The organism is Streptosporangium sp. NPDC004631, assembly GCF_053601935.1.
Genome location: NZ_JBSGCR010000004.1, coordinates 167,810 through 188,161, shown reverse-complemented (window position 1 = coordinate 188,161; position 20,352 = coordinate 167,810). Strand labels below are relative to the sequence as shown.

Sequence of the window (20,352 nt, the reverse complement as noted above, 5' to 3'; positions counted from 1 at the left end):
TCTGGCGGAAGGGAGAGTCGTGTGATGGCCGTGCACTCGCGCTATCCGGACCTCGCCGCTCAGATCCGGACACGGATCGAGGCCGGCGAGTGGGAGCCCGGAGCCAGGCTCCCGCGTCTGGACGACTTCGCATCGCAGTACGGCGCGAACCGGGACACGATCGGCCGATTCGGGCTGAGTGAAGGGGAGCTGTTCGGCTCGGCGAACATGCCGCTTCCGGCTCTCGCTCTCCCGTCTCTCGCGTCCGATCCGGAGCTGTACGAACGGATCACAAGGGCGATCGGCGAACCGCGGCGCGTGGACCTGGAAACGATCGAGTGGCTGGAGCGATGTCTCGCCGAGCATCGCCGGGCCGAGGACACCGTGGGAAGTCGTCCTCTCATGCCCGTGGTCCGCGCACAGCTCGCCACCGTCACCGATCTGGCCCGGGGCGTCTCCGGGACACGGGGCGATCGAATGGTGAGCATGGTCGCTCAGTACGCTCAGTTCCTCGCGTGGATGTGCCAGGACTCCGGCGACCTGGCCGCCGCCCTGGGGTGGTACGACCGCTCCCACGGTTGGGCGCTGGAGGCCGGAGACGCCGCCCTGGCCTCCACGACGCTGAACATGCGGGCGCACCTTGCGTGGAGCGTCGGAGACCCTCAGCGCTGCGTCCGGCTGGCCGAGGCGTCCCGCTGGCACGACGGCCGTACGACCCTTGGTGTGCAGGGCATGGCCGCCCAGATGGCCGCCCGGGGACACGCCCAGATGGGCGAGGGAGGGGCGGCGCGATCCCTCCTCGGAGAGGCCGAGGAACTCATCAAGAGCGCGGCCGAGCGTCCCGGCGATGAGCCGCCGTGGATGTACTTCTACGGTGAGGGCTGGTTCTTCATGCAGCGTGGCATGGCCGAGCTGGAACTCGGCGACGGCCGACGCGCGGTGCCGCTTCTTGAACGAGGGCTGTCGAGGCTTCCGGAGTCTTACCGGCGCGACCGCGCGTGGTTCGGGGCGTGCCTGGCGCGTGCCCACGCGATGACGGGCGAGGCCGAGGCGGCGACGGTGACGGCGCTCAGCGTCGCGCCCGATGCCGTGGCCGTGAACACCTACGCCGTCCGGGATCTTCGCAAGGTGGTCAGGCTGCTCGACCGCATGCGCGCGCCGGGCGCGCGGGACCTCGAAGAAGCGCTCTCGATGTCGGCCTGAACCGAGGGCTATGCGCGCCCTGATCCGCCGCTACGAGTTGCGAGGGCATTTCAGCCCCATTCGGAACTTCCGGAGAGGAGGGTGGGGAGCTCTGTGATGCTATCAATTCGCCAATCAGCTGAGTCCGGATTATTTCCCCATAAATGCCCCCAAGGGCCCCGCCGGATCATGCATGCCAGCAAACCCGCCGCTTTCGCGGGGATGATGTCGTTGGCTGGATGGTCGCCGACATAGACCGTCTCCTCGGGGGCCGCTCCGCCCAGCTCGACAACGCGGTGGAAGAACGCGAGGTCCGGTTTTGCCACTCCCCACTCCTCCGACGTCGCGATCTCATCGACGGGAAGCGACAGGCCGCGCACGAGGTTCCCCGCCCTGGCCGTCTGGTTACCGGCTACGCACACGCGGATTCCCATGTCGCGCAGCCCCTGGAGCCCTTGCCGGACGTCGGGGTATAGGTCGGTCTCGTCGAGGTACTCGCCGTGCCCGGAATCTTCCCGGGCGCGGCGTTCCTCGCGCAGGTCTATGCCGGGCCGGAGCAGGCGCACCGCTTCCGCGTTGTCCAGGCCCAGTGCCGTCACCGCGCCCACGAGAGCTGACATGGTGTGCCGGGGGACGCCGAGCCAGTCGGCCCAGGATGCCCAGTACCGATCGTCTCGGACCAGCGTCTCACCGATGTCGAACACCACAGCCCTGATCACACCTGGCAGGGTAGGCCAAGTCCGCGCCGACTCGGATACCGTGACGGTCCGTGGTGGATGTCCTGTGCGGAGGCACATGTCGCGGCCCTCGGCCGGGGACGCCGCCCAGGTAAAGGCTTCGAGCCGGCATTCACATACCCGCAGGGCCGGGGCTGTCCCCGAGAAGTCCGCCTGGTGCTTTTGACGGAGATCGGCGGGCGGTAGATGTGCGGGTTGGTATGGGCGTTAATCCGGTTTTATAGGTAGTGGAGGAGTAGGTTGGGGCGAGTGTCGACCTCCGCCACCGTCCCCCTGTCCGTGCGCTCTCCGACCGGTTCGCGACTGGCCTGGCTGGACGCGCTCCGCGGGCTCGGTGCCGTCGCGGTGCTGCTGGAACACCTGCTGCCCTGGTTCATGCCGGCGCTCCGGCCATACTGGTTCAACCTCGGCATGTACGGCGTCATGGTGTTCTTCCTCGTCAGCGGCTACATCATCCCGGTCTCGCTGGAGGGGCGCGGTGACGTGCGGGCCTTCTGGATCAGCAGGGTGTTCCGGCTCTACCCGATCTACCTGCTGGTCGTGGTCCTCGTCCTGGTCATGGCTCCGTGGATGCCGGTCCGTGAGCAGGTGCCGCGCGATCTGTCGGCCGTGGCCGGGCATGTCACGATGCTGCTGGACGTGGTGCACATGGGCGGCCTGGCCGACACCATGTGGACGCTCTCCTACGAGATGGTCTTCTACCTGCTGGTGACCGCCCTGTTCATCGGCGGCCTGCATCGCCGGAGCGGGGCGCTGGCCGTGGGGTTCGGCGTGGTGGGCGTCCTCGCGGGGCTGGTGCTGTCCGGGCCGCTGCTCACCGGCTCCTGGCCCGCCTACGTGTCGGGGGCGGTGTTCCTGGTGGGCGTCGCGTGCCTGGTCGGCGGCCGGTTCCGCGCCGCGGCCGCCTGGGTTCTCGGCGCGATGGCCGTGGTGCTGACGCTTCTCGCCGGATACGTGCCGTGGCTGGGGGCGACGATCCTCGCGATGATGTTCACCGGGACCGCGATCCGCCGCTGGGAGCAGGGCACGGGCGGCCTCTGGCCGGTGGCCGTCGCGACCGTGCTCGTCGCGCTCGCTCCGGTGTGGTCGATCCAGGCGGGCTGGTGGTGGGTCCAGCCCGGTGTCTGGTTCACCACGACGGCGCTCGCGGGGGCGACGTTCGCGGGCGCCATGGCCCTGCGCGGACGCCGCCTGCCCCGCTTCCTCGTCTGGCTCGGCCTGACCAGCTACTCGCTCTATCTCCTGCACCACCCGCTGCTGCGGCTCGTGTACGCCGTCGCCGGAGATGTGCGGGCCATGCCGCCGGTGGCGCAGGTGTCGCTGTCGGCGGCCTTCGTCGCCGTGCTGCTGGCCCTGAGCTGGGGCACCTACCGCTATGTGGAGCTTCCCATGCAGCGGCTGGGCCGGAGGCTGGCTCAGAAGCCGTCGTCGGGTGCCTCGGCCGAGAGGGTCGCGTCGTCGGTGCCGGCCGGGTAGATGTCGCCCGGCTGGAGGTTCCCCCCGCCGCGCAGCGAGGAGACCGACACCACGTGATAGCCCTGCTTCCGCAGCGCGTCGAGCAGCTTGGGCATCACCTTGACGGTCTGCTCCACCCAGTCGTGCATGAGGATGACCCCGTCACGCTTGGCGTTCTTGAGCACCTCGTCGTAGATGGCCTTCTCGTTCCTGGTCGCCCAGTCGCGGGAACCGCCGTTCCACAGCACGATCGGCAGCCGCATCTCCGTCGCGATCGCCTGGACACGGTCGTCCAGCTCGCCGTACGGCGGGCGGATCATGGTCGGTGACCTGCCGGTGACCTGCTTGACGATGTCCTGGGTCCTGGTCAGCTCTTCGCGGATCCTGTCATCGTCCGCCTCGCGCAGGTGGGCGTGGGTGTAGCTGTGGTTGCCGAGCTCATGCCCCTCGTCGGCCATCCGCCTGGCGAACGCCGGGCGCGACTTCACATACTGGCCCTCCAGGAAGAACGTGGCCTTGGCCTTGTGCTTCTTGAGGGTGTCGAGCAGACGGTCGGCATATTTGCCCGGACCGTCGTCGAAGGTCAGCGCGATGCACTTGACCTTGGCGCAGTTCACCGACGCGGTCTTGTCCGCTGTCGTCTTGCCGGCGCTCCACGCCGCGGTGGGCGCGGACAGCAGGGCCACCGCGCAGGAGGCGGCCGTGAGCAGTCGGGCGGGAGACTTCATGAGGGGGCTTCCGTGTCGAGTGATTTCGGGGGGGAAGTGGCATCTTATCGAGGTGCCAGAACCTTCCCGGGACACGAGTGTCACGATGTCCTGTGAAAACCACCTGTCAGATCCGCCGGCACGGAGGCCACCCGACACCGGGAAACCGCCGGCCCGGCCATCGGGTACGGCACGCCGCGCGCCCGGCGCGGGCGTCCGGCCACTCTTCCGGCCGGGGGAACGCTCCGCGGGCGGCCGGCGGGGGTGAGAGTCAAGGGTCGGCAAGATCCGTGCCATTTAACGACATGGCCGGGGCGCCTATCAGGAGTTTTCCGCATTCTCGTCGAGGTGGAACCTGCCCGCCCCCGTTCCGGATCCGCCCGTGCGACGCGACCATGCGATCAGCGGCCGGTCCGGACTTCGAGAACGCTGGAGGGCTGACCCCTTGTCGCCACTTCTCAGTGTCGTTGTCCCCTTCTTCAATGTGGAACCGTACTTCCGTGACTGCCTGGCGTCGATCGCCCGGCAGACGCTCCGCGACCTTGAGGTCATCTGTGTGGATGACGGGTCACTCGACGGCAGTGCCGCCATCGCCGACGTGTTCGCCGGGGAGGACGACCGCTTCCGGGTCGTCAAGCAGGAGAACGCCGGCTTGGGCGCGGCGCGCAACACCGGAGCGCTGCGGGCGAGCGGGGAGTACCTCTGTTTCATGGACAGCGACGACGTGCTGCCCGTCGACGCCTACGAGCTGCTGGTCTCCTCACTGCGCGAGTCCGGCTCCGACTTCGCGTGCGGCAACGTCCTGTATCTCAACTCGGCCGGGACCTGGCGGTCCGGCCTGCACGCGCTGCCCTTCAGGGAGACCCTGCTGCGGACCCACGTCAGCGCCCGGCCCGAGCTGCTGCTGGACCGTACGGCCTGGAACAAGGTCTTCCGCCACGACTTCTACCGGAAGCACGATTTCAGCTTCCCGCCCGGCCTCTACGAGGACGCGCCCGTCACCATCCCGGCCCACGTGCTGGCCCGCTCCGTCGACGTGCTCGACGACCCGATCTACTACTGGCGGCAGCGGGAGGCGGGGGATCCGTCGATCACCCAGAGCCGGACCGTGCCCGGCAACCTGGAGGACAGGATCGCCTCGATCACCAGGGTTCAGAGTTTTCTGGCCGCGCACGCGTCTCCCGCGCTGCGGCGCCGGTTCGATGAGTTCGTGCTCCGCAGTGATCTCAACCTCTACGTCAACGAGGTGCTGGACGCCGACGAGGACTACCGCGGGCGCCTGGTGGAGAACGTGGGCTCGCTCGTCGAGCGGATGGACTCCGATGTGCTGTCCCGACTTCCCTGGGAGCGACGACTCGTGTTCGAGCTGGTGAAACGCCGCCGGAGTGAGGAGTTCTTCGAGGTGCTGGCCGCCCGGCGGCAGGGCATGTCCTACGGGCTGATCCGCCGCGTGTTCGGCTGGTACGCCGACCACCCGCTGATGCACCGGGGCATCCTGCCCAGGAAGGTCTTCCGCGCGGGTGACAGCGACCTCTCCCTCGTCTGCCGGATCGACCAGCTCCACTGGCGGGACGCGGACCACCGCCTCCGCGTGTCCGGCCGCGCCTACATCAAGGGCATCGACCTGTCGGTGGAGGAGGCGTCGGAGATCACCGTGACGTTGCGTAACCTCCGGACCGAGCAGTCGATCGGGCTGCCGGCCAGGCGCGTGCTCCGCCAGGATGTGACCGCGGCCTCCGATCAGGACGTGACCTGCTACGACTGGTCGGGTTTCGAGGTCGACATCGACCCCGCCGCGCTGGCCGACGCCTCCCGTAACGCCAGGTGGCGGCTGGAGATCGAGGTCAACGCCCGGTCCACCCGGCGGTCCGGCTGGGCGACGGCCACCGCGATCAGCGAGGTCCGCCGCTTTCCGGTCGTCCGGGTCGCCTCCGAGGTGTGCCTGCGGGTGGAGACGAACCCCGACGACGAGGTCCTGTTCAAGGTTCAGCGGATCCAGGCGGTGGCGAGGATCCGTACCGCTGGCGCGGGGGTGATCGAGGTGTCCGGCTGGGTGGCGTCCGACATCCCGCCCGGCCGGGAAGGATCTTCGGAGGAGCCCTCCGTGGAGATCTTGGAAGGGGGTGCCGCGGGGGCCCGGGAAGGTTCCGCGGAGGCCCGGGGGGAGGGGGCAGGGGAGGTTTCGGCGGGGGTGCTGCTGGCACGCCTGCGGCGAGGCCACCGGGAGCTCAGGATCCCCGCCGCCTGCCGGGTGCTCGGCGGCGGGCGGATCGGTTTCAGCGCCCCGCTGCCGGTCGCCGAGCTGCTCCCGCCCGATCTGGCGGGTGGCGAGGCGGCCGATCCACGGATCTACCCCGACCTCAACTGGGACCTCTTCGTCGACGTGGGCTCCGACCGGCCGCGCAGGCTGACGACCGAGCTCACGACCGCGGAGGAGTACGCGATCGTGGGAGACCGCGAGGTCTGCGTCCTGGCGACCAGGCTCGGCACCCTCACCGCGGTGGCCAGGCCCGTCCGGCCGATGACGACCGACCTCACCTGGGCCCCGGACGGCAGGCTCCTCGTCGCGGGGCGGTGCCCCGGGGCCACCGATCCGCGGGCCCGGCTGGTGCTGCGCAGGGTCGGCGGCGGCGGGATCCACCGCGTGCCGCTGGACCGGGAGGGGGAGCGGTTCGCCGTAGCCGTCTCGCTCACCGAGCTCGACCTGTACGGGGACCTCGTCCCGCTCGCCGGTGGCCGGTGGGAGATCATGATCGAGTCGGACGGGGGCCTCGTCCCCCTCAGGGTGGCCAAGAGCCTGCTCGGCCGCCTGCCCGGAACCCGGGGCGCCGGGGTTCACACGTTCCGGGTACGGGCGTACCGCGCGAGCGGGGTCGCCGTCGACGTCCAGCCCGCGCTCGGCGCCGACGGGGGGCGCTACGCCCAGCGCCGTCTCGCGGAGCGCGACTACCCGGCCCTCATGAGGGAGCCGCTCCGGGACCTCGTGGTCTTCGAGTCCTGGCGGGGCCGCCAGTACTCCGACAGCCCGCGCGCGATATACGAGGAACTGCGGCGCAGGGACGACGGCCGCGAGTGTGTCTGGATCTCCGCCGACGGCCAGGTACGGCCCCCCGGGGACGCCCGGGTCGTGCTGCGGGGCAGTCGCGCCCACTACGAGGCGCTCGCCCACGCGAGTCACGTCTTCTCCAACGAGAACGCGCCGGACTGGTTCGTCAAGCGCGAGGGCCAGGTCTACGTCCAGACCTGGCACGGCACCCCGCTGAAGCGGATCGCCCACGACATCCCCGACATCCGCTTCAACAACGGGGCGGACTATCTGCGGAGGTTCTCGCTGGAGGTGGCGAAGTGGGACCTGCTGCTCTCGCCCAACTCCTTCAGCACACCGATCTTCTCCCGCGCCTTCCGCTACGACGGGCCGGTGCTCCAGTCGGGCTATCCCCGCAACGACCTGCTGCACCGGCCGGAGGGGCGGCAGGAGGCCGCGCGGGTCCGGCGGGCGCTGGGCGTCTCCCCGGACCGGAAGGTGGTGCTGTACGCGCCGACCTGGCGAGACGACCAGGGCCTCTCCGGCGGCAGGTACCAGACGGACATGCGGCTGGACTTCGACAGGGCCCGCCGGGTGCTCGGCGACGACTACGTGTTCCTCTTCCGGGGGCACCTGCACACCTCCAAGGTGTCCCGGCCCACCGGTCCGGACGACCCGTTCCTCGATGTCACCAGATATCCGGATGTGACGGATCTGCTGCTGGTGGCCGACGTACTGATCACCGACTACTCGTCCGTCATGTTCGACTACGCGGGCACCGGCCGTCCGATCCTCCTGTTCACCTACGACCTGGAGCACTACCGCGAACGGCTGCGCGGCTTCTACCTCGACCTCGCCCAGCACGCGCCGGGGCCGCTGCTGAGCACCTCCGACGAGGTGATCGACGCGCTGGCCGACCTTGAGGGGACCGTCTCGGCCCACGCCCCCGCCCACCGCGCCTTCAGGGACCGCTTCTGCCATCTCGACGACGGAAACGCCTCCGCGCGCGTCCTCGACCACGTCTTCCGGGGCTGACCGTGCCAGATCGCCTGCTGATCGTCATTCCCGCCTACAACGAGGAGCGGTCGATCGCCCTCGTGATCGACGAGCTTCGCCGGGTGTGCGCCGGGGCCGACGTGGTCGTCGTCGACGACGCCTCGGCCGACTCCACCGCGGCCAGGGCGGCCGAGACGGGGGTCGCGGTGCTGCGCCTGCCGTACAACCTGGGGGTGGGCGGGGCCATGCGAGCCGGTTACCGCTACGCCCTGGAGCACGGCTACGACGTCGCCGTCCAGGTCGACGCCGACGGCCAGCACGATGCGGGGTACATCCCCTCGCTGGTCGCGGCGCTGGAGGGGGCCGACCTGGTGATCGGCTCCCGGTTCGCCGGAGTGGGGGAGTACACCGCCGCCGGGGCCGCCAGGCGGCTGGCCATGCGCCTGCTGGCCAGGGCCGTCTCGATCCCGGCCGGAATCCGCCTGACCGACGTCACCAGCGGCTTCCGGGCGGCCAACCGCCGGACGATCGCCGTCTTCGCCGCGCACTACCCCGTCGAGTATCTCGGGGACACGCTGGAGTCGCTGGTCATCGCGCTCCGCAGCGGGTGCTCGGTCGCCCAGGTCCCGGTCGCCATGCGCGAGCGCCGGTACGGCACGGCCAGTCAGTCGCCGACGCGGGCGTTCGCCTACCTGGCGCGTGTCGTGGTCGCACTCGGCCTGGCGCTCGTCCGGCGCTGGGAGCGGGTACCGGCCGACCCCGCGCCCGCCGCGAGACGGGGGGCGCGGGTGTGAGCGCCTACACCCTGGGCCTCCTGGGAGCGGTGATCACGGTCGTCGTCATCTTCGAGATGCTGCGCCGCAGAAAGCTCCGCGAGAAGTACGCGGTGTTCTGGGTCCTGCTGGCCGCGGTCATGGCGACGATCGCGCTGGTGCCGGACGTCCTGGTGACCGCGGCGCGGATCACCGGTGTCCAGGTCCCGGCCAACCTGCTGTTCTTCGTCGGGAGCCTCGTCCTGGTGGCGGTGAACATCCAGCTCAGCTCAGAGGTCGGGCGCCTGGAGGAGCGGACGAGGACGCTCGCCGAGCAGGTCGCCCTGCTCCGGCTGGAATCGTCCGAGACGACGTGGCGAGGGTAGGCGGCGCGTCCGGCTCGCCGACGGTGGCCGCCGGGCTGGCGGTGCTGGGAGCGTCGGGCCTGGTCTACCTGGCCGTCGCGGCCCGCGCCACCGGACCGGCCGCCTTCGGCGACCTGACCGCGCTCTGGACCGTCGTCTACACGGTTGGGATCGGCTGTTTTCTCCCCTTCGAGCAGGAACTCGGGCGCGCGCTCGCGCGCCGGGCGGTGCTCGGCGAGGGCGGCCGTCCGGTGGTACTGCGGGCCGCCCTCGCCGCCGGACTGCTCACCCTGCTGCTCGCCCTGGCCGCCGTGGCCTGCGCGCCCGCGCTGGCCGGCCCGCTGCTCTCCGGCGACCACGGCTACCTCGCGGTCGTGCTCGCCGCGAGCGCGACCATGGCGGCCGGCCACCTGACCCGCGGCATCTTCACCGGAACCGCCGGAACCGCGCGGGGGGCCGGGATCTCGGGTCATGCCTGGTACTCCGGGCAGCTCGGCGCGGAAGGGGTCGTGCGGACGGCCGCCTGCCTGGCCCTGGCGCTGCTCGGCTGCACCGCGCCGATGCCCTACGCCTGGATTCTGACGCTGGCCCCGGCCGTCGCGGTCGCGCTGACCGTCCCCGGTGTGCGGCCCGCGCTCCGGCCAGGCCCACCCGCCCCCTGGCGGGAACTGTCGGCCAACCTCAGCTGGCTGATCGCCGGCTCGGTGTGCGCCCAGGCGGTCGCGAACGTCCCGGTGCTCGCGGTCACCGTGCTGTCCGGCCCGGCCGACCGCGAGTCGGCGGGCCGGTTCCTGGCCGCCGTCGTGCTCGCCCGGGTCCCGGTCTTCGCCTTCCAGGCCGTTCAGGCGGTGCTCGTGCCGGCCTGGACCAGGGCTCTGACCCTCGGCGACCGTACGCTGTTCCGGCGCGAACTGCTGCGCGGGCTGGGCGCGATCGCCGTTCTCGGCGTGGCCTGCGCCGGGGTCGGCGGTCTGGCCGGACCCGGCCTGCTCCGGCTGACCTTCGGCCCCCGGTACGGCGTCGGCGCGCTCGACCTCGTGGTGCTGAGCCTGGTGGGCGGCTGCCACATGGCGTGCCTGATGTTCCAGGCGGGGATCGTCGCGCTGGGCCTGCACCGCTTCAGCGCGGCCGGCTGGGCGGCCGGTCTGGCCGCCTTCGGCGCCGGCTGCCTGGTCCCGCTGCCGGTCGTTCCCCGCGTCGAGTCGGCCATGGCGCTCTCCGCCGCCGTGATCGCGACCCTGCTCGGCCTGCGCCTGCGGCGGGCCGTGACGTCGGCACCCCGTCCGACCACCGCCCGTCCGGCCCGCCCGGAACGGGTCTCCGCATGCTCACAGCCGGTTCTCCCACGTCAGGGACCGGCCCTCGCACGTTCACGGGAGAAAGATGCTCGCTCGCCTCAGGAGTCAGGCGCCCGCCATCAGGGCCGGGACGGCCTCAGTCAGGGCTGAGGGGGCCTCCACCGAGGCTGGGACGGTCCCGGCCGCGGGTTCCGGCCGCCTGCCCCTGATCGTCCTGCTGAGCACCCAGGCGCTCTTCCTGCTCTGGTGGGCGGCCTTCTACCCCGGCCTCATGAGCTACGACTCGATCTCCTACGTGTGGCACGTCACCACCGGTCACTGGATGGCCAACCACTCGGTGGCCTACGACGGGCTGGTCTGGCTCTCGCTGCGGCTCACCGGCGATCTCGGCGCGCTCACGCTCGCGCAGACGATCGCGATGTCCGGGGCGCTGGCCTGCGCGGCCTCCGCGTTGCGTGAGCTCGGCGCTCCGCCGATCGCGGCCGGGCTGGCGGCGATCGCGGTTCCGGTGCTGCCGGCCACCGGCTCCTTCGTGGTGACGGTCTGGAAGGACGTGCCGTTCACCGTCTGCGCCGTGCTGGCCACGGCGACGCTCGCCCGGCTGGTGTCGCGCCGGACCGCGGCCACGCTCGTGGCTCTCGGGGTGGAGCTCACCGGCATGGTGGTCTTCAGGAACAACGGGTTCCTGTTCGTCGCCATCGCCGCGCCGCTCATCGTCTGGTCGTTACGGGGGACGCGCCCGCGGCTGCTCGCGGTCGTCGGCGTGCCGCTGCTGCTCGCGTTCACGCTGACCGGGGTGGTCTTCCCCGCGATGGGCATACCGGGTGCCCCGCCCAGCCTGACCTACGCCACGGCGTACGGCGACATCGCGGTCGCGTTCAAGCGGGCGAGGGACTCCTTCACCCCGAGGGACACCGCGGTGATGGCCGGGGTCGCGCCCCTGTCCCACTGGCGGGGATCGGCCGACTGTCACACAGCGGACCCGACCACGCAGCGCCCGGGGTTCACCGCCGCCGCCGACGCCCGCAACGGGGAGCTGATCGCGCTCTGGAGGCGGGTCGTCCTGCGTACGCCCACCGTGGTCGCCGCCGCGCGGCTCTGCCGGGGCTCGATCGCCTGGAGCGTGGTCGAGGGCGCGGGCGGGCCCTCCGCGCGGACGGCCGTGCACGGTGTCGGTGTGCCGGACGACCTGTTCGGCTGGGCGCGCTGGAACGCCGAGATGAGGACCAGTCCCTACCGGCCGATTCTCGCCCCGCGTCCCCTGTCGGCCCCGCTGCGCGACGCGGCGACCGCGTTCCGGGACGCCTCCCGGGCGCCCTGGCTGACGTGGCTGCTCTGGCGGGGCGCGATCTGGTGTTACCTCGCCTACGCGGTGGTCGCCGCCCACGCCCACGCCCGCCGGGACCGGACCGTGGTGGTGCTCGCGGCCGTCGTCCTGGGCCAGCAGCTCGGCGTGCTGCTGGCCAACCCCGCGCAGCTTTACCGTTACATGGTGGCGCCGATGATCATCGGCGTCCTGTTCCTGTCCCTGCTGCCCGGTTACGGAGGGGGCCGGCGCGGTCCCGGCGGGGGTCCGCGTGACCTCGGCGGCACGGGCCCGCACGCCTCAGGATGACACTGCCGGTCAAGAACCGGTATGGAGATTCCCTCATGGCGCCAGAGTGTCAGCCTTCGATCACTCTGGGTGGCCATTCTGGAAGGCATGAGGGCCTATTCGTTGAACGACGTTCACGCGACCCGGAAACGAAGAGACTCCTGGTGGACGGTTTTCCTGGTCGACCCGGTGGCGTGCAGGCTCACGCTTCTCATCGCCAACCACACCGACGTCACCCCGAACGGGCTCACCCGTCTGTCGCTGGTCCTGGGACTGGGGTCGGCGGTCTGTTTCGCGTTCGGACAGCTCGTGGCGGGGGCCGCGCTGTTCTACGTGAGCTTCATGATCGACTGCATGGACGGGAAGATCGCCCGGCTGAAGGAGACGGGCACCGCGTTCGGGCTCTGGCTCGACTACGTGGGCGACCGCATCCGCGTGGTCTGCTGCGCGGCGGGTCTGGCGTCCGGGCAGTACGCGCTGACCGGAGACGTCTCCTACATCCTGCTCGGCGCGGGGGTGGCCGTCCTCGACCTGTTCCGTTACGTGAACGCGCCGCAGATGAAGCGTGTTCGCGAGGTGGTCAGGGAGAACCGCCCCGAGCGGCCGGAGAGCGCCCGCTCCCTGGCGTACCGGCCGCTCAGAAGGCCCGGCCTGCGTCGCAGGGCGGGTCGTCTCCTCACCCGGCACCGGGTGCGCAGCCACCTGATCAGCGGCATCGAGTTCCACGCCGCCGTGTTCGTGGTCGGCCCGCTGATCGGGACGGCGGCGCTCGTCCCCGTGTCGATCGTGGCCGGGGTGCTGCTCCTGCTGAACGAAGTCTTTCTGATTTACCGGATGTGGTTGTTCACCAGGGCCGTGCCCGCCGTGCCGCGCCCGGAAAACACGCAGCGCGTAGCTGTCTGATCATCTTCTACGGGGGTTCGTTGTCATGCAGTCCGACCGACCGATTTTCGTGATCGGCTGTCCGCGTTCCGGCACCACCATGCTGCAGCTCATGCTGCACTCGCACCCGCGTATCGCGGTGCCGCCGGAAACACGGTTCGTGGTGCCCGGCTACTACCGCAGGTTCGTCTTCGGGGACCTGCGCGAGCAGGGGAACCGGCGCAGGCTGGGCCGGTGGATCGTGAGCGACAAGGACACCAAGTTCAAGGAGCTCAAGATCGACGGAGAGAAGCTGATCGAGGACATCGTCGCCGGACCGCCGACGCTCGGCTCGGCGATGGGGATCACCTTCCGCTCCTACGCCGAGCAGCACAGCAAGTCCCGCTGGGGCGACAAGCGCCCGAGCTACTACCACCACGTGGACCTGCTGACGCGGCTCTTCCCCGACGCCCAGTTCGTCCACCTGATCAGGGACGGCCGGGACTGCGTGGCGTCGCTGAAGGAGATGCCCTGGTACACCAAGGACGTCTTCCACGCGGTGACCAACTGGGCCGAGGCGATCGACTACGGCCGCAGGCACGCCAGGAACCTCCCGGCCGACACCTACTACGAGCTGCGCTACGAGGACCTGACGGCCTACCCGGAGACCGAGCTCGGCAAGCTGTGCGACTTCCTCGGCGAGGAGTACGACCCGGCGATGAGCGAGCCGTACCACGTGGCCCGGATGGCGATCCCGCAGCACAAGGTCTGGCACAGCAACACCCACGGCGATGTGACCACCGCCAGGTCGGGCTCCTGGAAGGCGAGGCTGGAGCCATGGGAGGTCTCGGTCTGCGAGACCGTGCTGGCCGAGCGGCTGACCGCCAACGGCTATGAGCTGAGCGGGGCGCCCAAGGCCGGCAAGACCCACGTCGACGCCTGCGCGAGGGCCGCGGCCAAGCGGCGCTGGGCGCGGCGGCGCAAGGAGATGCGGGACCGCCTGAACCGGTTCCGCGAGCCGAGCCCCGTGGCCGCGCAGCTCACCACCCGGCAGCTGGGCGAACTGGCGAAGGTCTGAGAATGCAGTCGGATCGACCGATCTTCATCGTGGGCTGTCCCCGGTCGGGGACGACGATGCTTCAGCTCATGCTGCACGCCCACCCGCGCATCGCGATTCCCCCGGAGACCCGGTTCATGGTCACCGCCTACCAGCGGCGGCTGCACTTCGGCGATCTGAACGATCCGGCGCGCAGGCGGGAGCTGGCCGAATGGGTGGTCAACCGCCGGCAGTCGCGCTTTCACGAGCTGCGGCTGGACGGGGAGGAGGTGGTCAAGGAGATCGTCGCCGGACCGCCGACGCTCGGCTCGGCGCTGGGAATCGTGCTGCGCTTCTACGCGGCCCACCACGGCAAGCCGCGCTGGGGGGACAAACGGCCCTCCTACTTCCAGAACATCGACGTGCTGCTCAGGCTCTTCCCCGACGCCCAGTTCGTCCACCTGATCAGGGACGGCCGGGACTGCGTGGCGTCGCTGAAGGAGATGCCCTGGTACAGCGGGAGCGTCTACAGCGCGGTCGCCGCCTGGGCCGAGGCGATCGACTTCGCCCGGCACGGCGCGCCGAAGCTCCCGGAGGGCAGCTACCACGAGCTGCGTTACGAGGACCTGACGGCGGACCCCGAGGCCCACCTGCGCAGGCTCTGCGACTTTCTCGGCGAGGACTACGGCCCGGACATGTGCGAGCCGAGGCGGGTGGCCGACGTCGCCTGCCCCGCGCACAAGTCCTGGCACGCGCGTACCCGCGACGAGGTGACCACCTCGCGGACCGGCACCTGGCGTGAACGGCTCGACCCCTGGGAGGTCTCGCTCTGCGAGAGCGTCCTCGGCGACCGGCTGGGAGCCTACGGCTACGAGCTCAGCGGGGCGCCGAAGACCGAGACCTCGCGGATGGTCGCCTACGAGCGGACCGCGGCCAAACGGAAACTGTCCCGGGTCAAACGGGTGGCCTTCGACCGGCTGGTACGGCTCCGCGAGCCGAACCCGCTCGGCGCCCGGCTCACCTCGGGTCAGCTCGTGCTGGCCGGGGTGCCCCTGCCACGCAACGAGCCGGCCACCGTCAGCGGCTGACCTGGTCGAACAGCGTCTCCCAGCGGTCCAGGACCCGTTCGGGGCGGAACGCCTCGGCATGGGCGCGAGCGGCGGTGCCCAGCCGCCGCCGCTCCCGTTCCGAGGCCGTCAACCGGGCCAGCGCGGCGGCGAGGGCCGGCACGTCCGCCGGGGGCGCCAGCAGGCCGGTCTCGCCGTCGACGACCAGTGACCGCACCCCGCCCGACACGTCGAACGCCACCGAGGGCACGCCGTGGGACGCGGCCTCGCCGAGCACCAGCGGCAGCCCCTCATGCTCGCTGGACAACCCCAGCACCGACCCGTTCGCGTACTCGCGGCCCATGTCGGCGGCGGGCACCGCGCCGCGGAACACCACCCGGTCCGCCACTCCGCACGCCCTCGCGTGTGCCCGGAGTCTCTCCAGCTCCGCGCCCTCGCCGATCAGATGCAGCTCCCAGTCCCCGTCCGTGCCTCCGTTCCCCGCGCCCCCGCCCACGGTGCTCCCGGTACGGCGGGTCGCGTTCACGGTACGGCGGGCCTCGGCGAAGGCCGAGATCAACCGATCGAACCGTTTGACGCCCTCCAGCCTGCCCACCCCGAGCACCCGGTGACCGGTCAGCGTGGCGGTCCGTTCCGGCCAGGCGGGCAGCGGGTTCGGGATCGCCCAGGTGTTGGGCAGCAGCGCGTGCTCGGAGAAGAGCCGCGCGTCGTCCTCGCTGAGGAACACCGCCCGCTCCAGGTCGCCGTAGTGGCCGCGGACCGAGCCGAAGTGCCAGGAGCCCCGCGCGTGCTCGTAGGACCCGTGGTACTGCCCGATGGGCAGCAGCCGTTCGGGGAGCAGGTCCTTGAGCCGGGACACCACGCCCGGCGAGGTGAGCACCGCGAAGCCGGGGCCCAGCTCGCGCAGCAGCCTTCCGAGCCGGCGGCGCTCCCGGCGCGTCCCCAGCCACGAGACCCCGCCCATCGGGGTGCGGTGGATCACGTGATGCCGGTAGCCGGGTCGTCGCACGTAGCGGAACGGGGTCTCGGCCCGGTGCAGTCCGAGCACGTGGACGTCGTACCCCCGCTCGGCCAGCCCCTGCGCCACGGTGTGGGTCACCCGCTGGATCCCGCCGAGCGTGTCGGCGTCCATGCAGGCGAACAGGACGGACCTCGGCCGGCCGCTCACCGCCACCACCCCGGCGGGAGCGGATCCCGGCCGCCCGACGAGCCCCGGCTCCGTGCCGGCTCCCGCTCCTTCGCCCCTCTCCGGTCACCCGCGGGAGCGCTGTTCTCCACCGGGTCGGGGAGGGCGCGCGGAGCGGGGCCGAAGAAGGCGTCCACCACCTTCGCGGTGGCGTGGCCCTTCTCATCCGAACACCACAACCGGTGGAACTCGGTGTATCTCGCGGCGAACGACGCGGCCACGGCGTCGAGGTCGCGCAGCGCGTGGATCAGCTCCTCGGTGGTGGTCAGGCAGGGGCCGGGGGCGATCGCGGGCAGGTCGTGGTGGGCGCCCCGCTCCACGCGCCGGTACTCGTCCCAGTCGTCGATCAGGAACAGCATCGGCCGGCCGGTCACCGCGTAGTCGCACATCAGCGACGAGTAGTCGGTCAGCAGCGCGTCCGAGGCCAGCATCAGGTCGTTGACCTCGGGGTACGATCCGGCCGGGCGGACGAAGTGGCGCAGGCGCTGCGGCACCCGGTAGCGCTCGACCGGGTGGGTGCGCAGGATCACCACCCAGCTTCCGGCGAGCGCCTCGGCCATCATCTCCAGGTCGGCCCGGACCGACATCCCCGAGGACTTCGCCCGGTCCCGGTAGGTGGGCGCGTACAGCAGCACCCTGAGTCCCTGAGGGATCTCCAGACGGTCCTTCGCCCGCCGCGCCGCGTCCTCGTCGCCGTGGACGAGCACGTCGCACCGGGGCGAGCCGTACCTCAGCACCGGCCCCTCGTATCCGTTGGACGGCAGGAAGATCCGCTCGAACTCCGCGCTCGGCGAGACCAGCGCGTCCCAGCGCGCCACGGCCGCCCGCCAGCGCGCCCTGGGCTCGGCGAAGTCGGCGCGCAGGTCGGGCGCGTCGAATCCGACCGTCTTGAGTCCCTGCCCGTGCCAGGTCTGCAGGTAGCGGGTTCCGGCGGGCTTGGGGTAGGCCAGCGGCAGGCCGTGGCTGTCCACCCAGTAGCCCGCCCGCGCCATGGTCCACAGGTAGCGCCAGCTCATCCGCCGCACCAGCCCGGCGTCCGAGGGGAAGTTCCGCCGGTTCGCGGCGACCGACCAGACCATGTCGAACGGCACCCGCCGCCGCCTGAGCTCCTCGTAGATGTAACGCGGGCTGCCGGTACAGCCGGCGCCGACGTCGGACTCGAACAGGACCAGGTCCTCGCGGGGCGGGACGACCCTGATCAGCGTCTTGTAGACGCGGAGCTTCAGATCGGATCCGCTCAGCCGTCGCATCAGATTGTCGCGGGCCCTGCCGAGCAGGGGCGCCACCCACCGGAGCAGACCCTCCCGCCGCCACCGCACCCGCAGGAACGCGGCCTGGCCTTGCGCCCGCACCGTGACCCGGTGCCAGGGAACGGCGATCGTGACCGGTTCGGCGGCCGGATCGACAAGCAACCGGTCCGAGGTGATCCGGCCGTCGGCGCGGACGATCGAGATCCTCGGGTCGTAGTGGCTGTCATGCCCCAGGCGGCCCTGCCGCAGTCTGGAGAGGTCGACGGTCACCTCGCTCAGCCGGCTGCCGTCGTCCTGCGCGCGCGGTGCCAGCCTCACCCGATGGTCCTTGAACTCCATGAACGCGCTCCAGTCCGGGGTGGCGGCCAGCACCCCGAACGGGTCGTAGGTCCTGACCGTCAGCGTGATCCGCGTGCCATCGGCCTCGAAGGCGGCCTCGTGGCGGAGCCGGGTCGCGCTGTAGGGCAGCTCGGCCATCCGGAGCGAGGTGATGTCCAGCTCCCGGGCCTGGGCGGTGCCCCAGTAGGTCCGCCCGCCTTCCCGCACGGCGAAGCGCGGCGCGGCCTTCGGCTCGCTCAGGGACCTGGCGGCCACCACGAGCTCGTCGGCCGGGCCGTCGAGGATGAAGTGGCAGCAGACCCGGACGACCGGGTCGATCGGCTCGAACACCGCCGGCTCCAGCTCCGCCAGGTAGGGGCGGACCAGCGAGGCGAACTCCTCGGCCCACACCGGGCCACGCGAGGGCAGCGGGTTGAGGTAGACCCGCAGGTCCTGGCGGACGAACCGGCGCTGCCGCGCGGTGACCAGATGGCCGAAGCCGTTCTCGCGCAGGATGTCGTCGCTGAGGCGGGCCGCCCGGATCCGCTGCCGGACGTTGTCCATCTCCCCGATGTTCAACGAGATCGACAGCCGCGACTCGCTCTCCTCCGCCGCCCGATGCCAGAGGTAGACCACCCACGGGACCACGGCGAACCGCCGGGCGGCGCAGTAGAGCTCGGTGGTGAAGACGTGGTCCTCGTAGTGCAGGTCCTCCCGGAACGGCAGCCGCCTGAGCATCTCGGCCCGGTAGAGCTTGTTGGTGCTGAAGGAGTCGAGAAACATCTCGGGCTCCCGCGCGATCCCCTCGACGGTCCTGCGGCGGGTGAACAGTTCGGGGTAGTAGCGCCTGGTCTTGCCGCTCCGGTCGTAGAACCGGGAGATCTGCCCGGTGACGAAGTCCGCGCCGGTCCGTTCGGCCTCCAGCAGCATGCTCTTGCAGGCGTGCCGGGTCAGCTCGTCGTCACTGTCGAGAAACATGACGTACGGCGCGCGGGCCGCCGCGACGCCGTCGTTCCGCGGCGCCCCGCAACCGCCGCTGTTGACCTCCCGCCGCAGGTAGCGGACCCTTCGATCCTCCCGCTGGAGCCTTCGCACCACCCGCTCGGTGTCGTCGGTGCCCGCGTCGTCCACGACGACGACCTCGACGTTGCGCAACGACTGCCCCAGCACGGAGCGCACGGCACGGGGCAGCCGGGCGGCGTCGTTGTAGGTGATGACGACCACGCTGCAGTCCGGACCATTGATCACGCTCTGAGGTGTTCCCCCGGCCGGGGGGAGCATTGTCTGGCTTATAGATTTATTGGCCTATTTTTAATAGTTTCCGGTCCGATATGTCCAAGGCCCCGAAGGGCGGTCCCCAGGACTGGGCCGATCTCGTACCCCGCTTCGGCGCCCCGGGGCGCGAAAAAAGTTTGCGCACCCGGAGAAACATCGGATAGAACTTCGCCAACCCCCCGGCCGACGGCCGGACCTGAACGGCGAAAGGAGGGACAAGCCGATGCTCGCCATGACCGTCGTGCCAGTTCCCTCCCGGGATACGGCCGAATAGCCGACCCCGGGACGAGCGGGCACACCTGCCAGAGAGAAGTGCCTTGACCCACAACGACCTGATCATGCGTCCTATCACCGGGCGCGAGGAAATCGAACTCTTCTGCCGCCTGCCCTACGTCCTGAACGACGAATTGGCGCACGACCTCGACTCCGGCCGCCGGCGGCCCGAGTGGATGTGGACGGCGCTGCGGGGAGACCGTCTTGTCGCCAGGCTGGCCTGGTGGGCGCGGCGCGAAGGCGACCCGCCGTTCATGCTGGACACCTTCGACCTCGACGACGCCACACATGAACCGGAGCGCCTCGACATCGGGCTCCGGCTGCTTGAGACCGCGATGGGCGCGGTCCTGCCGGCGGGCGTCCGTCCGCCTGAGTACAGCCGGTTCCTCCCCCCTCGGTGGCGCGACGACGAGGCGGCCAGGCGTGCCGTCGAAGACCGCGTAGCCGTCCTGGAACGGACCGGCGCCCGGCTGCTCGTCGAACGGCTGCGCCTTGAGTGGCGTCCCGGGACGCCGGTTCCCGAGCCGAGCGGGCGCCTGAGATTCAGGCCGGTCGGCGACCGCGAGGAGCTCGTCGAGCTGATGACCCTCGTCTTGGAGGGCACCCTCGACGCCCACAGCCGCGCCGAGCTGACCCGGATGCCGGCCGCGCAGGTGGCGGCCGAGCAGTACGACGGCGAGCTGGCGCTCTACCCGGGCCCGCGGGACCGGTGGCGGATCGCGATGACGCCCGGCGGCCAATCCGTGGGATTCGTCATCCCGACCCACAACGGCTACAACCCGGTCATCGCCTATATCGGCGTCCTGCCCGCGTACCGGGGGAACGGCCACATCGACGATCTGCTCGCCGAGGGTACGAGGATCCTCGCGCGACAGGACGTCCCACGGATCCGCGCGTCCACGGACGTCGGAAACGTCCCGATGGCCCGAGCGTTCCAACGCGCCGGATACGTCGATTTCCAGCGTGAGATCAACATGACCTGGAGCTGACCCCCGA

15 protein-coding genes are annotated in these 20,352 nt (G+C 70.9%); 11 read left to right on the top strand and 4 right to left on the bottom strand.

The features are described from left to right. Positions 1 to 24: 24 nt before the first annotated feature. Complete coding sequence (locus ACWEF2_RS05695; RefSeq protein WP_453812243.1) at positions 25 to 1,182, top strand: GntR family transcriptional regulator; 1,158 nt, start codon at positions 25 to 27, stop codon at positions 1,180 to 1,182. Positions 1,183 to 1,232: 50 nt separating this feature from the next. Here ACWEF2_RS05695 and ACWEF2_RS05690 read toward each other — a convergent pair whose 3' ends face one another. Then, positions 1,233 to 1,868 carry an HAD family hydrolase gene (locus ACWEF2_RS05690; RefSeq protein ID WP_453812241.1) on the bottom strand — a complete coding sequence of 212 codons (636 nt, stop codon included), beginning with the start codon at positions 1,866 to 1,868 and terminating at the stop codon, positions 1,233 to 1,235. Between the two features lie 279 nt (positions 1,869 to 2,147). Between ACWEF2_RS05690 and ACWEF2_RS05685 the strand changes: the two genes are divergently transcribed. Next, positions 2,148 to 3,374, top strand: coding sequence for an acyltransferase family protein (locus ACWEF2_RS05685; RefSeq protein WP_453812239.1), 1,227 nt, complete (start codon positions 2,148 to 2,150; stop codon positions 3,372 to 3,374). On the opposite strand, the gene ACWEF2_RS05680 is transcribed toward ACWEF2_RS05685, so the two are convergent. Beyond that, entirely contained in the window at positions 3,314 to 4,081 is a 768-nt protein-coding gene (locus ACWEF2_RS05680; RefSeq protein ID WP_453812237.1) for a polysaccharide deacetylase family protein, read from the bottom strand. The two genes, ACWEF2_RS05685 and ACWEF2_RS05680, sit on opposite strands and share 61 nt — an antisense overlap. 424 nt (positions 4,082 to 4,505) lie before the next feature. Between ACWEF2_RS05680 and ACWEF2_RS05675 the strand changes: the two genes are divergently transcribed. The 8 genes from ACWEF2_RS05675 (at position 4,506) to ACWEF2_RS05640 (ending at position 15,075) form a co-directional block, all read left to right on the top strand. Next, entirely contained in the window at positions 4,506 to 8,120 is a 3,615-nt protein-coding gene (locus ACWEF2_RS05675; RefSeq protein WP_453812235.1) for a CDP-glycerol glycerophosphotransferase family protein, read from the top strand. Between the two features lie 2 nt (positions 8,121 to 8,122). Beyond that, on the top strand, positions 8,123 to 8,875 hold the full coding sequence (locus ACWEF2_RS05670) for a glycosyltransferase family 2 protein (protein ID WP_453812233.1): 753 nt from the start codon (positions 8,123 to 8,125) through the stop codon (positions 8,873 to 8,875). Next, positions 8,872 to 9,219 (top strand): DUF2304 domain-containing protein, encoded by a 348-nt coding sequence (locus ACWEF2_RS05665; RefSeq protein ID WP_453812231.1) that lies wholly within the window; start codon positions 8,872 to 8,874, stop codon positions 9,217 to 9,219. Before ACWEF2_RS05670 ends, ACWEF2_RS05665 begins: the two co-directional genes overlap by 4 nt. Continuing rightward, entirely contained in the window at positions 9,207 to 10,646 is a 1,440-nt protein-coding gene (locus ACWEF2_RS05660; RefSeq protein ID WP_453812229.1) for a lipopolysaccharide biosynthesis protein, read from the top strand. Before ACWEF2_RS05665 ends, ACWEF2_RS05660 begins: the two co-directional genes overlap by 13 nt. Then, entirely contained in the window at positions 10,582 to 12,111 is a 1,530-nt protein-coding gene (locus tag ACWEF2_RS05655) for a hypothetical protein (protein WP_453812227.1), read from the top strand. The genes ACWEF2_RS05660 and ACWEF2_RS05655 overlap by 65 nt, the downstream gene beginning before the upstream one ends. Before the next feature lie 102 nt (positions 12,112 to 12,213). Further along, positions 12,214 to 12,993, top strand: a complete 780-nt coding sequence (locus tag ACWEF2_RS05650) for a CDP-alcohol phosphatidyltransferase family protein (RefSeq protein WP_355593992.1) — start codon at positions 12,214 to 12,216, stop codon at positions 12,991 to 12,993. Between the two features lie 25 nt (positions 12,994 to 13,018). Continuing rightward, a complete protein-coding gene (locus tag ACWEF2_RS05645) occupies positions 13,019 to 14,029 on the top strand; it encodes a sulfotransferase family protein (protein ID WP_355593990.1) in 1,011 nt (336 codons plus the stop codon). A gap of 2 nt (positions 14,030 to 14,031) precedes the next feature. Then, on the top strand, positions 14,032 to 15,075 hold the full coding sequence (locus ACWEF2_RS05640; protein WP_453812224.1) for a sulfotransferase family protein: 1,044 nt from the start codon (positions 14,032 to 14,034) through the stop codon (positions 15,073 to 15,075). Here the strand turns inward: ACWEF2_RS05640 and ACWEF2_RS05635 are convergent. Together ACWEF2_RS05635 and ACWEF2_RS05630 are read right to left on the bottom strand one after the other, a co-directional pair. Next, on the bottom strand, positions 15,065 to 16,222 hold the full coding sequence (locus ACWEF2_RS05635) for a glycosyltransferase (protein WP_453812222.1): 1,158 nt from the start codon (positions 16,220 to 16,222) through the stop codon (positions 15,065 to 15,067). The two genes, ACWEF2_RS05640 and ACWEF2_RS05635, sit on opposite strands and share 11 nt — an antisense overlap. Continuing rightward, positions 16,219 to 19,056, bottom strand: a complete 2,838-nt coding sequence (locus ACWEF2_RS05630; protein ID WP_453812221.1) for a bifunctional glycosyltransferase/CDP-glycerol:glycerophosphate glycerophosphotransferase — start codon at positions 19,054 to 19,056, stop codon at positions 16,219 to 16,221. The genes ACWEF2_RS05635 and ACWEF2_RS05630 overlap by 4 nt, the downstream gene beginning before the upstream one ends. 344 nt (positions 19,057 to 19,400) lie before the next feature. Between ACWEF2_RS05630 and ACWEF2_RS05625 the strand changes: the two genes are divergently transcribed. Continuing rightward, positions 19,401 to 20,345: a GNAT family N-acetyltransferase gene (locus ACWEF2_RS05625; RefSeq protein ID WP_453812220.1), complete on the top strand. Its 945-nt coding sequence runs from the start codon at positions 19,401 to 19,403 to the stop codon at positions 20,343 to 20,345. Positions 20,346 to 20,352: the final 7 nt, after the last annotated feature.

Excerpts from the sequence above, each read along its gene's own strand:
- ACWEF2_RS05640 (WP_453812224.1), top strand. The coding sequence starts at position 14,032 with ATGCAGTCGGATCGACCGATCTTCATCGTGGGCTGTCCCCGGTCGGGG.
- ACWEF2_RS05645 (WP_355593990.1), top strand. The coding sequence starts at position 13,019 with ATGCAGTCCGACCGACCGATTTTCGTGATCGGCTGTCCGCGTTCCGGC.
- ACWEF2_RS05680 (WP_453812237.1), bottom strand. The coding sequence starts at position 4,081 with ATGAAGTCTCCCGCCCGACTGCTCACGGCCGCCTCCTGCGCGGTGGCC.
- ACWEF2_RS05695 (WP_453812243.1), top strand. The coding sequence starts at position 25 with ATGGCCGTGCACTCGCGCTATCCGGACCTCGCCGCTCAGATCCGGACA.
- ACWEF2_RS05655 (WP_453812227.1), top strand. The coding sequence starts at position 10,582 with ATGCTCGCTCGCCTCAGGAGTCAGGCGCCCGCCATCAGGGCCGGGACG.